Genomic DNA, 12,948 nt, shown 5'->3' on the forward strand with positions numbered 1-12,948 from the left:
CTTCTATAAATAAATACAGGAATCCATATCTTTGTAATATGGATTTTTCTTTGCCGCTTCGTAAAATTATTCACGTGGATATGGATGCATTTTATGCATCTGTGGAGCAGCATGACAATCCTGCATTGAAAGGAAAAGCAATTGCCGTAGGGGGACAGCACCGAGGTGTGGTAGCTGCAGCAAGTTATGAAGCCCGGAAATACGGAGTTCGCTCTGCCATGCCCAGTAAAACAGCCAAAGAGAAATGTCCGGATCTGATTTTTGTTCCGCCTCGTTTTGCCCGATATAAGGAGATTTCAAAAATGATCCGCGAGATCTTTTATGAGTATACCGACCTTGTAGAGCCATTATCTCTGGATGAAGCCTATCTTGATGTCACCGAAAATAAAAAAGGAATAGAATCTGCCAATCAGATTGCAAAAGAGATTCGCCAGAAAATATTTGAACAAACAGGTCTAACCGCCTCTGCGGGAATTTCTGTGAATAAATTTTTGGCCAAAGTAGCTTCCGACATCAATAAACCCAATGGCCAGAAGACCATCCATCCCGATAAAATGGAAAGTTTTCTTGAAGAATTACCTGTGGAAAAATTTTATGGAGTTGGAAAGGTTACAGCCAACAAAATGTTTAGTTTAGGCATCTATAAGGGCAAAGATTTAAAGAAAAGATCCTTGGAAGATCTGGTAAGAATCTTCGGGAAATCCGGGATGCATTATTACAATGTAGTTCGTGGCATTCATACTTCTGAAGTAAAACCTCATCGGATTCAGAAAAGTGTAGCGGTAGAAAGAACTTTTTTTGAAGATCTTTTTGATGAACAGCAAATCAATGAAAAACTGGAAAGTCTGAGTGAGGAACTTCATCAACGTTTACAGAAAAACAATATTCTCGGAAGAACGTTAACCTTAAAAATTAAGTATAAAGATTTCTCGCTTTTTACAAGAAGTATAACCAGAGAGGAGTATTTTACGTCTCCGGAAGAATATTTCAGTACCGGAAAAAAACTTTGGGAGCTTCGTCCTTTTGATAAAGCGGTTCGTTTGCTTGGCTTGTCTCTTTCCCAGTTAAATACAGAAGAAAAAAAACTTGTTTCTGTTCAACTAAAAATCCCGTTTAAATAATTCGAAAATTAACAGGTTATATTTTTTCGCTAACTTGTAGTCACCAAATCAGCAAATTATATGAACCCAACAATGATTCAATTTTTCCACTGGTATTCTGAAGGTGATGGAAAACTATGGAAAGAAGCCGAAAAACAGGCGAAATATTTGGCTAAACTGGGAATAACTTCTGTATGGTTTCCTCCTGCCTATAAAGGAAGCAATGGCGGATATTCGGTAGGGTATGATACTTATGATCTCTATGACCTTGGTGAATTTGACCAGAAAGGAACCATCCCAACTAAATATGGCACTAAAAAAGAGTATCTAAAAACCATCAATGCTTTAAAAAAACAAAACATAGGAGTTATTGTAGATATTGTGTTAGGTCACAAGGCGGGAGGCGATGAACTGGAAAAATTCAAAGTAGTAAAGGTAGATGAAAATAACAGGGAAAAAGTGATTTCCGATGTTTTGGAAATAGAATCCTACACTAAATTTACGTTTCCCGGAAGAGGAAAAAAGTATTCTGATTTTGAATGGAACTTTACCTGTTTCAGTGGTGTAGATTATGCAGAAGGTATGGAATCTCATATTTATAAAATACAGTCCGAATATGGTGACGATTGGGAGGAAATGATCCATGATGAAAAAGGTAACTACGATTATCTGATGTATAATGATATTGAGCACAGAAATCCTTTTGTACGGGAAGAACTTAACACTTGGGCTAAATGGTATTTTAATGAAACCGATTTTGATGGAGTTCGTCTTGATGCCCTAAAACATATTTCATTTGATTTTTATAAGGAATGGCTTACCTTACTCCGCTCCAATTCTGAGAAAAATATTTTTGCCGTGGGAGAGTATTGGGCTCCCGGATATCTTCATCTGCTTCAAAAATATATTGAAGTAACAGAAGGTTGTATGAGTCTTTTTGACAGCTCGCTGCAAAACAACTTTCATAATGCCTCTAAAGAAGGTGGTTCCTATGACCTCAGAAAAATTTTTGACGAGACTCTTACACAGGCTGATCCGCTCCATGCCGTAAGTCTTGTTGCCAATCATGATACCCAACCACTTCAGGCTCTTGAAGCTCCGGTAGAACCTTGGTTCAAACCCATTGCCTATGCTTTAATTTTATTGCGAAAAGGTGGTTATCCGTGTATTTTTTATCCGGATTTATATGGAACTCATTATATTGATAAAGATAGGGAAGGAAATGATCAGGAAATATTTATGCCGAAAGTAGATGGTATTGAAGAACTTTTAAAGGCAAGAAAAGATCATGCCTATGGTGAGCAATATGACTATTTTGAGGACTCCAACTGCCTGGGGTGGGTACGTGGCGGAGATGATATGCACTCAGGATGTGCTGTAGTACTCAGCAATAAGGATTCTTATCATAAACCTATGGAAGTTGGAAAACGTTATGCAGGAAAGAAATTTAAAGATCTATTAAAAAGATTCAAAAATAAAATAACTATTGATGAAAATGGCTGGGGAGATTTTCCTGTTCCCGCCGGAAATGTAAGCGTCTGGATTCCTGAATAAAAATAGTATATAAAAGCGACTGTCTCAAAAGTATAATTCTGAACATGATAAAGAATATTAATCTTTAAATTTTTAGAGATTCTTCATTTCTCTCAGAATGTTTTATGACTTTTGAGACAGCCGCTTCAGTTTTGTATGATATAGAATATTAGCATTTAATGCCACGGCAGCTCCATAAATCCTGAGCCCACTCACAGCAGTAATTGTCTTCGTTATAAAAACAGCATACTCTATCTCTGATGATGATTCCTCCTTTTAAGTGTTTAAGTTCCTCTCTGTTAATTTTTCTTGCGTTTTGATGTTTTGTTGATTTCATAGTTTAATATTTTAGAATTTGGTTTTATAAATATAATAAAAAAAAATCATCGTGATTTATAATCAACTACAAAACAACTAAATAAGATAATTAAATTATAAAAAAAACACAATATTATTAAAATTAAGAAGCTTTTTCTCTCATTTATTTACGATTCTATTTTTTCTATTTTTAGAATTTCCGGTCGTTCCGATTGATTTGAAATCTTTCCGGTTCTGGCAAATTCTGCCCATAACGCTCTGAGCATTGTTCCATGTTCATGAATGCGTTCCCAAGGAATATTCTTCAGCATTTCCGAGGATTTCCAGGCAGATTCGTTTCCGAAAATTAAAGGAAGATCAATACAATGAGGAGCTCCAATAGCATTCTCCTTTAGGTTGGAATGTATTCTGAATAAATAGGCATTTCCGCCTCCTTTTGCATGATTTTCTGCAAATTGTCTGGCTGGGATTCCATAGATGAATTCTGTAGTTTTTTCAACCGTTTTATCCATAATTTTCAGTCCCCATCCTTTTCCAAAGTATTTATTTAAAGCTTCTGAAGTTTTGAGATAGAATGCTGTTTCATCATTGTTTAAACCAATCAGTACATCATATTTTTTTGCATTTTCTCTCCATTTTTCAACAGATTCTTCTTCCTTGCATAAAGGCGGAAATCCATACTGAGTACTAAAAGGCATGGCTGCCTTCAGTCCATATTTAATCACAGAAGGAACGAATTTTCCATAATCATTCATCATTTTATAAACATCAACCTCATCTTTAATCTCTTCTGTTTTCATCAGAAATTCAGCTGACATTTTCTGTCTTTTATGACGTAATCCCAGAGGAGCACTTTGAATAATGACCCGCTGAAATAGTTTGTCTACCTCTTCAGATATCATCAGATGGGCAATTGCGTCACCACCTGAAGACTGACCAAGCAAGGTCACATTTTCCGGATCACCTCCAAAGTCTGCAATATTGGTTTTAATCCATTTCAAAGCTTCAATCATATCCAATAATCCTAAATTGGGAGGCCTTTTTTCATCACCACCTAAAAAACCAAAGAGTCCCAGGCGATAGGAAACTGTAACAACAATGATCTGCTGTTCTTTTACCCATTCTGCAGGATCAGCAGTCGGAAGATCACCACATCCAATTTCATGAGAACCTCCATGAATCCAGACAACCACCGGAAGTCTCTCTTTTTCATTAATATTTTCAGGCCGGGTTATAGAAAGATATTGGGTAGATTCATCCGGCTCAAATTCTTCAACAGGGGTTGCTCCAATCATTTTTTCCACAAGTGGGCTCAGTTTCTGAGGACAAACCGGGGTTTTATTCTGAAATCTAATATCAAAAGTAAAATGCTCTACCGGAACAGGCTTTTGAAATCTTTTTGAGCGGGCATACCGAATACTCTTTGCCCTGATGACTCCATTTTCTTTGAATGCTGTAATTTTTCCAAATTTGGTATTGAGAACCACTGTTTCTATAGGTTGTGAGCTCATTTTTTAAACTGTAAAAACTTTACACTAAAGATAATTCTGTTTTTTGAAAATAGAAAATTTATATCGCTAATTAAACACTAATACCCCTAATCAATACACTAATTTCCACCAATAAATTGGGGTTTCTTCTGAAAAACATTTGTGTTTAAAACTCAATTCAAAGTTTTGTATTCACTTGGAGAAACTCCTACTTTGGTTTTGAATAATCTTGTAAAGTGCTGTGGATATTTAAAGCCCAGATCATAGGAAATCTCACTAATTGATTTTCCTTGATCTAAGATCTGCTCTTTAGCGATATCGATGAGTTTATTGTGAATAAATTCCTGAGGGGAAATCCCTAATTCTTTTTTGATAAGGTCTCCGAAATAATTCGCTGAGAGATTCAGTTTTTCTGCAAAGTAATTCACCATAGGAAAACCAATATTTTTAGGATTATCCGATTTTAAATACGCATCAACAAGATTCTCAAATTTCCCAATCACACCTTGGTTGATATGATCCCTGGTGATAAACTGTCGGTCATAAAAACGCATACAGTAATTCAGAAACAGTTCAATATTATTTACAATTAACGACTTACTGTGCTTGTCAATGGATTGCTCAAGCTCGTGCTTTATATTTTTAAAACAATCCAGAATAATTTCTCTCTCCTTTTCTGAAAGGTGCAATGCTTCATGTACATCATAGGAAAAGAAATTATAATCTTTTATATTTTTCCCAAGATTGGTTGCTTTTAAAAGATCGGGGTGGAAAATCAATGCAAAACCTGCCGGCTGAACAGATTTTCCCTGATTGTAAATCCCATACGTCTGCCCGGGTGCAATGAAAACCAATGTCCCTTCCTGATAATCATAACTGTGTTTTCCATACTGCATGTCTCCACACATCACATCTTTCAGAAAAACGGTATAAAAACCAAATTTTCTTCTGTATTGGCAGATGGGATCTGATTTGGAAAAATCAATTACATTGACCAACGGATGCAATGTTTCATGATTGGCCATTTTATTATATTCCGAAACGCTGTTATAGATTTCAACCTCCTGATTTTCCATGAAGTATATTTTATTTACCATTCAAAATTACCAATTTCCGGCATAACAGATATCGTGTATGTAAAATTGGTAAGTAATTCGGTAATCTGTATAAGTTCAGTTTACCGGAAAGTTTCGAATTTTGTACCGTTATGGAAACTTTTAATACCAATATTTTTCCAAGGGGCGAAAAGGCTCCTTCAGATTATTTTTCAGGAGGAACAGCCTGGATTCAGATCCTCAAACCTAATGAAGATCAGCTGAACTGTCAGATCGGAAATGTAATCTTTGAACCCGGATGCAGAAATAACTGGCATTCCCACGGAGGCGGACAAATTTTAATCGTAACTTCAGGAACTGGTTATTATCAGGAAAAAGGAAAGCCTGCACAGGTCTTACATCCCGGAGATATTGTTAATATCCTTCCGAATGTCATCCATTGGCATGGTGCAGCTCCTGACAGTGAATTCGTACATATTGCCATTAACCCCAATATACAAAACGGAATTGTGGAGTGGCTGGAACCTGTAACGGATGAAGAGTATAACAATTTATAACACCAACTTATTAATTTAAATAAAATAAATAATCAAATGAGCACATTTACAGTAAAAGCTTATGGGGCTGAGTCTATCACAGCAGACCTGAAAGAAATGAATATTGAAAGAAGAGAGGTAACATCCAAAGATGTAGAAATTGAAATTCTATATTGCGGAGTATGTCATTCTGATCTTCATACGGCAAGAAACGACTGGGGCGGAACCATCTACCCTGCTGTTCCCGGACATGAAATTGTAGGAAGAATTACAAAGGTAGGAAGTGAGGTCTCCAAATTTAAAGTAGGTGATCTTGCAGGTGTAGGATGTATCGTAGATTCTTGCGGACACTGCAACAGCTGCCAACATGATCTTGAACAATATTGTGAAAACGGATTTACCGGGACATATAATGGAAAAGACAAGCATACAGGAGGTCATACTTTTGGAGGGTATTCCCAAAAGGTAGTGGTAGACTCTCATCATGTTTTAAAAGTTCCGAAAAACCTTGACCTAGCTGCTGTAGCACCTCTTCTTTGTGCTGGAATTACAACATGGTCACCTTTGAGACACTGGAATGTAGGCCCGAATTCAAAAGTAGCCGTTGTAGGTCTAGGTGGTTTAGGGCACATGGCAATTAAGCTTGCAAAAGGCCTAGGTGCTGAAGTGACTTTATTTTCAAGAACTCCCGGAAAAACTGAAGATGCTAAACAATTAGGGGCCGATCATGTTATTATTTCTACAGATGAAGAACAGATGAAGTCTGTAAAAGGAAAATTTGATGTGATTATTGACACGGTTCCTTATGTGCACGATGTGAATCCTTATGTAACTACTTTAAATATCAGCGGAACGCATGTTCTTGTAGGATATCTAGGTGGTCTGGAGCCTATTTTGAATACTGTTCCGATGATTTTGGGAAGAAAATCAGTGGCAGGATCAGTGATCGGTGGTATTGCTGAAACTCAGGAATTATTAGATTTCTGTGGGGAACATAATATTGTTTCAGAAATTGAGATGATTAAGATGCAGGATATCAATGAAGCGTATGAGAGAATGCTGAAAAGCGATGTGAGATACCGTTTCGTGATTGATATGCAGTCATTATAATTTTTCTATAGGATATAATAAAAAGAGGTTCTTCAGCTGGAAGAACCTCTTTTTTATTGTTTAAGATTTTGGCTAAAACCATTCTGATTTTTATCTATCCTATATCTGTTTCCATCAGCACATTTGTTATCATTCCTTTCCATGTCTTGAAAAGCCCATGCTGCCATTGCATCAATAACAGGGGCCAGTTCATTGCCGGCTTCACTCAGCTTATAGGTAACATGAGGTGGCACTACAGGTTTTGCGGTTCTGATGATGAGACCATCTGATTCCAACTGTTTAAGATGTTGGATCAGCATTTTTTCCGTTACCGCAGGAATTGCTTTTTTCAATTCACTGTATCTTTTTTCTCCTGTGGAAAGATTAAACAGGATGATGGGTTTCCAGAATCCGCCAATTCTTTCCATGACATACATTACAGGACAATCCTGTACGATCTTCTTATTCTCCTGAATGGTTGAACTTTCTTTGATTGCTGCCATAGTTACATACTTTAGGGTAAGTACTTGTATAAAAGTAAGTACAAATATAACTTTGTATCAGAAAATAAAAAAATATTTATCATGAAATCGCAATTGTTTGATCAATTTACACAAAGCATTTATTACTAAGCGGTTACAAAGAACATTAAACAACAATAAAAATTTACATATGAAAATTATAATCACAGGATCATTAGGAAACGTTGCCAAACCTTTAACAAAGCAATTGGCAGAACAAGGACATGATATTACCGTTATCAGCAGCAATGAAGAAAGAAAACAGGACATTGAATCTTTAGGAGCAAAACCTGCTATCGGGTCTATCACAGATGTTGATTTCTTAACCCAAACATTTAATGGAGCAGATGCCGTATTTGTGATGACACCTCCTGCCATCAGTGCTGAGAATATTGTTCAGAATACCATCAATGCCGGAAAAAATTATGCAGAAGCATTAAAGAATTCCGGAGTAAAAAGAGCGGTAATGCTAAGCAGTGTTGGAGCCGGATCTCCAGTAGAAAATGGACCTATTAAAGGGCTTCATCATATCGAAAAGCTTTATCAGGAACTTGAAAACACCTCGTTTACTTTCCTAAGAGCAGGCTATTTTTACACTAATTTTTTCAATGATATTCCATTGATTAAAAATGCAGGAATTATTGGTGGTAATTATCCTGAAAACACGGAAATTCCTGTAGTGCATCCAATAGATATTGCTAAAGCAGCAGCGGAAGAATTGGTAAAAAATGAAACAGGTAAAAACATCCGATATATTGTAAGCGACTCCCGCAAAGCTTCTGATTTTGCCAGAGTATTGGGTACTGCTATTGAAAAGCCAGCACTTCCATGGGTAGAATTCTCAGATGAAGATTCTTTAAATGGAATGCTGCAAGCCGGTTTACCACAAGACATGGCCGAACTATACGTTGAAATGGGGCTGGGAATGAAGATAGGAACCGTACAAAAAGATTTTATTGAACATCATTCTCCTGTTACTGGAAATATTAAATTGGAAGATTTCGCTAAAGAATTTGCATCTCAGTTTTAAGCTGGAAATTAGAAAAGATAAGCTGGAATTTTATGATTCATAAAATTATTAGAAAACAAAAGACTCTCTAATCAGGAGAGTCTTTTTATTTAATACAAGCAAATTTTTAAAAATCTACCTGTTTTAAAACTTAAGGATAATAATTAGTTTTTAATTAATTTCAGCGCTTTATTCTCTGTACCTGTTTTTACAAGCACCAGATAAAGACCTTTTGTAAGACCTTTTACGTCCATATCAATTTTTGGCCCTTTCTGTTTCTTCAGAGACATTACCTGTCTGCCTGAAGCATCGTACACATAAACATCCACATCACCTTTATTACTGGCAGGAAGCATAATCCCTGTAACATTATCTGCCGGGTTAGGCACCAATCTAATTCCTTCTTCTGATTTCACAATATCTTTTACTCCAAGAGAAGAAGTAGGAACTATAGATTTAATAAGCCATCCATAAGAAGCAACCTCCGGGTCACTTACCAAACGAAGTCTCACAGCAATTTCATCCCCAGGAGCAAATGCTCCTAAATTTAAAGAACTGTTCTGGAATAAAGTTTCATTCACACTAGCTGCCGGAAGAGCAGCTCCACCATTGGTCCAGTTACTGAATGATGCTTCATCATAAACCCCCATGGTAGTCCAATTAATAAGATCTTTAGATCCTTCTACATAAGCAAAATCATATTGTGCTTCTGTAAGAGCCATATGTCTCATTGTCATTGCAGATGCAGGTCCTACAATTACCGGAGTTTTTATATAAGTCTGGTAATTCGTGGAATTTGCATATGGATGCCCAACATTATTTAACACATTATAAGTAAATTTATTAGATACATTATCTACTACAAATTTACCAGCTCCAATATATACATCATTGGTAGTAAAGGCAGGAACATTAATAGCAGATGCTCCACTGTTAAAGTTGATAATATCCAAAGATTTTGTATCCTTGATTGTTTCCTTAGTTCCGTTAGCATATACTCCGGTAACTGAAATAGAGTGAACCCCTTCAGATAAAGTGGATGTAGTAGTAAATGTATAATCGGTATTGGGCTGAGTACTGGAAATTGTTGATACATAAGTATTATCCACATATACCTTCAGACTTGTAATTTGTGGATTTGTATAATTAAAGACGGCTTTGGCTTTTGTATCATGAATAGCTACCTGGTTTGCACTTTTTATAATTGGACGTGCTACGTATTCAGGCATCACATAGGTTGCTAACTCAGGAATAGTAGCCGTCCATACTCCCCTACCATGGGTGGCAAGAACCACCTGGTCATTTACAATTTTCATGTTCCAGATAGAAACCGGAGGCATAGTAGTTACGAGAGACCATGTTACACCGCTATCTACCGTTTCAAATATTCCAATATCTGTTCCAGCCCAAAGAATTTTGTCATCAAATGGCATTTCAATTAAACTATGTACCGGAACATTCGGGAAACCTGTGGATACAGACCCTGTGCTATATCCGGAAATATCTGTCCATGTTGCACCAAAATCATTGGTTTTAACCACCTTTGGCTGATCTGCTACAGAGAACAGTACATATGCTCTGGATTCCGTTGTATTGGATGCTGAAATTCCACTGATATAGTAGCTCCCTGTTGTTGGCAGATTACCTGTTGTTTTAGTAAAGGTAGATCCATTGTCTTTTGAAACGTTGATCTTATACGTTGTTCCTGTTCCTCCTGAAGCAGCAGAACCAGCCCAAACTACATCAGGATTTGCTACGGACACTTTAACAGTGGCAAATGAAGCATTTCCATTCCATGTTCCGTTGTTGGCTGCTGTAAAGGTTGTCAACCCCCATGTTCTCCCGAAATCCGGAGATTTCCAAACCCCTTTAGAGGACACCGTAAATACAACATCCGGGTTATTATTAGCGTTGGCTAATTTTGAATAGAATGGAGATGATGCCGATCCATAATCTGCATTTCTGGCTGTAAAACGGCCTGTAGTACTTACTCCCTGCTCTGTTCTTACAAAGTTGTTGTACTGTGAACCAAATATCATTTCATTAGGCTTATTATAGTTCCAAAGAGCCTCAAAGCCGTCTCCACCCAATAAAGATAAGTAGTTTGAAGTGCTTGATGACGGAGCTGTAATGGTAGCTGATGATCCGTTATCCTGGGCTCCTGTGACATAAGCATCTGCCCCATTCTTTTTGTCTGCACCGTAGAACTGTGTAGTATTAAGCCCCGTAACAGGATTACTCCAATCTCCCTGAGTTTCCCCCGGGTTTGTTTTATATTGTGTAGAATATACTCCTCCATCATTAGTAAGCAATAATCTGAACTGGGCAGGATTTGCAGGATTAACCTGACAAACAATACCATGCTGGTCAGGATGTACCGCTGTGTTAAGATATGCTGTATTATAACCACTTGCAATGGAAAGTACATTGTATGAATTATCTGTAGTATCTACTGTAACCTTTGCTACCGAAACACCCCCTATATAAATAATATTTTCATTAAACGGATGAGCCGTAACGGCATTATCATACCACCCCTGATCTCCAAGGATTTCCTTACTGTTTCCGGTTTTATAAGTTAAAGCCTGAAAGCTGGTCCCTGCATTAGCAGACATATATATCCCTGTAGTTGCGCCTTCCTGGCAGCTCAGATAAATTTTACTTGGATTAACCGGAGATACAGCAATCTCAATTCTTTTTATTGCTTTATTAAGAGCCAGTGCATCAAATACTTTTGTCCAGGTTGCCCCTCCATCTGTAGATTTAAGAACCCCTAAGGTATTAACAGAAGCATATATGGCACTGAAATCGTTGGTTGCAACAAGATCCTGAGTAGAAACATAAGCAGTCCCTGCTACGGTTGATCCTGTAAAGGTCTGATTCCAGGTGGTTCCACCATCCTGGGTTACATAAATTCCTTTTGAAGTAGCTGCCAATAGGTTATTTGAATTGGCTGGGTTTACCAATAATCTTCCTACATCACCAAAAGCAGCAGTATTCTGTAATCTTGTCCAATGCTCTCCTGCATCCGTAGATTTTATAAGACCCGTTCCTGTAATCTTATCTAAATTACCAAATGGCTCTCCCGTTCCTGCATAAACAACATTCGGGTTTTGGGGAGAAATGGCAATCGTAGAAGTAGCCAGATTAGGAACGGCAAAATCTGTAGTATTTTTCCAGGTTGTTCCGGCGTTGTCAGTAATCCAGACTCCACCACCTACTGATCCTACGTACCATTTATCAGGGTTCTGAGGTGAGACTACGATACTTCTGTCTCTCCCCGGAATATTATTAGGACCTCTTTCTGTAAACACAACGTTGTTAATAGAATAAGCTCCATTTTTAGCAGCAACGGAAGATTTCTGCTTAGCTTGCTTAAGAGTAGCACTGTTAAGTGCTTTATTATATTCTTTCAGTAAATTTCCATCTTCATAGAGCATTTTGTTGGTACCAATAGGCATTGTTATCTGACGTCTATATTCTGCCATCTCTTCAATTCCTTTTTTCTCTTTGGCCCCTGCTTGCTGTTCTCTTAATTTTTTATCCGCACGGTGCCCCATTACCATTTCCCCAGTTTTCGCCATACTCATCAGCAACTCCTTTCTAAGCTGAGTTTCTTCAGCACCATCACCAAAGTTTTCAAAAACTTTGTTAAACTTTGGATCATTAGAAGCAAGCATCTTTTTCAGACTTTGTTCCTTCTGTACCTGAGCATAGGCTTTTTTATCGTCTGAAACTTTAATTTTATCCTGCTCCGTTGATTCTTTCTTTTTTAGCATTCCATCAGCATTTGATGACGCTGGGCGGCTGGTGTCTGCTTGTGTATTGAAATGCTGACAGGCATTCAATAAAAAAACAGCACTTATTACAATTGCCCCATTTCTAATGTAGTTTTTTTTCATGTAGTTGTTATTTTATATGTATTAAAATCTGATTATCATTCTCTTTTTTATCTACTTCCAGATTGGTTTCTATCATTTTACGATAAGGTATGATGACAAGAACATTATCCGATCTCCAATAAATGGAATCTGCGAGGATTTTTGTTTTTTCTTTTTTGAGAATATTAGTTTTGGTCTCTGTTACATAATAGCTAAGCCATCTGCCCGGATCCAAAGGATTATCTTCGAATTTATAAAACAAGCTAAACTGCTGATTGGGACTCAGATTTATAGAATACTCATTTTCCATGTCATTATTTAAATAACCTGTTTTAACGGAGGATTTGCAGCAAATCAAAAACATTACTGCTAGACTAGCAAAAATTTTCATAAAATTCGAAATAATTCACTTTTAA

11 protein-coding genes are annotated in these 12,948 nt (G+C 37.1%); 5 read left to right on the top strand and 6 right to left on the bottom strand.

Annotation, left to right across the window (positions count from 1 at the left end):
• Positions 1 to 38: 38 nt before the first annotated feature.
• Entirely contained in the window at positions 39 to 1,121 is a 1,083-nt protein-coding gene (gene dinB / locus CHSO_RS22590; protein WP_045501068.1) for a DNA polymerase IV, read from the top strand.
• Between the two features lie 60 nt (positions 1,122 to 1,181).
• Complete coding sequence (locus CHSO_RS22595) at positions 1,182 to 2,654, top strand: alpha-amylase (protein ID WP_045501070.1); 1,473 nt, start codon at positions 1,182 to 1,184, stop codon at positions 2,652 to 2,654.
• A gap of 148 nt (positions 2,655 to 2,802) precedes the next feature.
• On the opposite strand, the gene CHSO_RS26080 is transcribed toward CHSO_RS22595, so the two are convergent.
• The 3 genes from CHSO_RS26080 to CHSO_RS22605 all read right to left on the bottom strand — a co-directional run bounded on the left by CHSO_RS26080 (position 2,803) and on the right by CHSO_RS22605 (position 5,517).
• Entirely contained in the window at positions 2,803 to 2,970 is a 168-nt protein-coding gene (locus tag CHSO_RS26080; RefSeq protein ID WP_171817681.1) for a hypothetical protein, read from the bottom strand.
• Between the two features lie 148 nt (positions 2,971 to 3,118).
• Positions 3,119 to 4,462, bottom strand: coding sequence for a carboxylesterase family protein (locus tag CHSO_RS22600; RefSeq protein WP_045501075.1), 1,344 nt, complete (start codon positions 4,460 to 4,462; stop codon positions 3,119 to 3,121).
• 152 nt (positions 4,463 to 4,614) lie between these two features.
• A complete protein-coding gene (locus CHSO_RS22605) occupies positions 4,615 to 5,517 on the bottom strand; it encodes a helix-turn-helix domain-containing protein (RefSeq protein WP_045501077.1) in 903 nt (300 codons plus the stop codon).
• A 131-nt stretch (positions 5,518 to 5,648) separates the two neighbouring features.
• On the opposite strand from CHSO_RS22605, the gene CHSO_RS22610 reads away from it, so the two are divergent.
• Complete coding sequence (locus CHSO_RS22610; RefSeq protein ID WP_045501080.1) at positions 5,649 to 6,053, top strand: cupin domain-containing protein; 405 nt, start codon at positions 5,649 to 5,651, stop codon at positions 6,051 to 6,053.
• A 36-nt stretch (positions 6,054 to 6,089) separates the two neighbouring features.
• Positions 6,090 to 7,142, top strand: a complete 1,053-nt coding sequence (locus CHSO_RS22615) for an NAD(P)-dependent alcohol dehydrogenase (RefSeq protein WP_084221049.1) — start codon at positions 6,090 to 6,092, stop codon at positions 7,140 to 7,142.
• 53 nt (positions 7,143 to 7,195) lie between these two features.
• Here CHSO_RS22615 and CHSO_RS22620 read toward each other — a convergent pair whose 3' ends face one another.
• Positions 7,196 to 7,624 (bottom strand): winged helix-turn-helix transcriptional regulator, encoded by a 429-nt coding sequence (locus CHSO_RS22620; RefSeq protein ID WP_084221050.1) that lies wholly within the window; start codon positions 7,622 to 7,624, stop codon positions 7,196 to 7,198.
• A 169-nt stretch (positions 7,625 to 7,793) separates the two neighbouring features.
• On the opposite strand from CHSO_RS22620, the gene CHSO_RS22625 reads away from it, so the two are divergent.
• A complete protein-coding gene (locus CHSO_RS22625; RefSeq protein ID WP_045501083.1) occupies positions 7,794 to 8,672 on the top strand; it encodes an NAD(P)H-binding protein in 879 nt (292 codons plus the stop codon).
• A 143-nt stretch (positions 8,673 to 8,815) separates the two neighbouring features.
• On the opposite strand, the gene CHSO_RS22630 is transcribed toward CHSO_RS22625, so the two are convergent.
• Complete coding sequence (locus CHSO_RS22630; protein ID WP_052480696.1) at positions 8,816 to 12,553, bottom strand: sialidase family protein; 3,738 nt, start codon at positions 12,551 to 12,553, stop codon at positions 8,816 to 8,818.
• A gap of 7 nt (positions 12,554 to 12,560) precedes the next feature.
• Entirely contained in the window at positions 12,561 to 12,842 is a 282-nt protein-coding gene (locus CHSO_RS22635) for a hypothetical protein (protein ID WP_144429017.1), read from the bottom strand.
• Between the last annotated feature and the right edge of the window lie 106 nt (positions 12,843 to 12,948).

The sequence above is a fragment of the Chryseobacterium sp. StRB126 genome (genome assembly GCF_000829375.1).
Taxonomy (GTDB): domain Bacteria; phylum Bacteroidota; class Bacteroidia; order Flavobacteriales; family Weeksellaceae; genus Chryseobacterium.

Bases quoted from the DNA above. Each gene is read 5' to 3' on its own strand.
- CHSO_RS22620 (WP_084221050.1), bottom strand. From the start codon at position 7,624: ATGGCAGCAATCAAAGAAAGTTCAACCATTCAGGAGAATAAGAAGATC.
- CHSO_RS22635 (WP_144429017.1), bottom strand. From the start codon at position 12,842: ATGGAAAATGAGTATTCTATAAATCTGAGTCCCAATCAGCAGTTTAGC.
- CHSO_RS22605 (WP_045501077.1), bottom strand. From the start codon at position 5,517: ATGGAAAATCAGGAGGTTGAAATCTATAACAGCGTTTCGGAATATAAT.
- CHSO_RS26080 (WP_171817681.1), bottom strand. From the start codon at position 2,970: ATGAAATCAACAAAACATCAAAACGCAAGAAAAATTAACAGAGAGGAA.
- CHSO_RS22630 (WP_052480696.1), bottom strand. From the start codon at position 12,553: ATGAAAAAAAACTACATTAGAAATGGGGCAATTGTAATAAGTGCTGTT.
- CHSO_RS22610 (WP_045501080.1), top strand. From the start codon at position 5,649: ATGGAAACTTTTAATACCAATATTTTTCCAAGGGGCGAAAAGGCTCCT.
- CHSO_RS22625 (WP_045501083.1), top strand. From the start codon at position 7,794: ATGAAAATTATAATCACAGGATCATTAGGAAACGTTGCCAAACCTTTA.
- CHSO_RS22615 (WP_084221049.1), top strand. From the start codon at position 6,090: ATGAGCACATTTACAGTAAAAGCTTATGGGGCTGAGTCTATCACAGCA.
- dinB (WP_045501068.1), top strand. From the start codon at position 39: ATGGATTTTTCTTTGCCGCTTCGTAAAATTATTCACGTGGATATGGAT.
- CHSO_RS22600 (WP_045501075.1), bottom strand. From the start codon at position 4,462: ATGAGCTCACAACCTATAGAAACAGTGGTTCTCAATACCAAATTTGGA.
- CHSO_RS22595 (WP_045501070.1), top strand. From the start codon at position 1,182: ATGAACCCAACAATGATTCAATTTTTCCACTGGTATTCTGAAGGTGAT.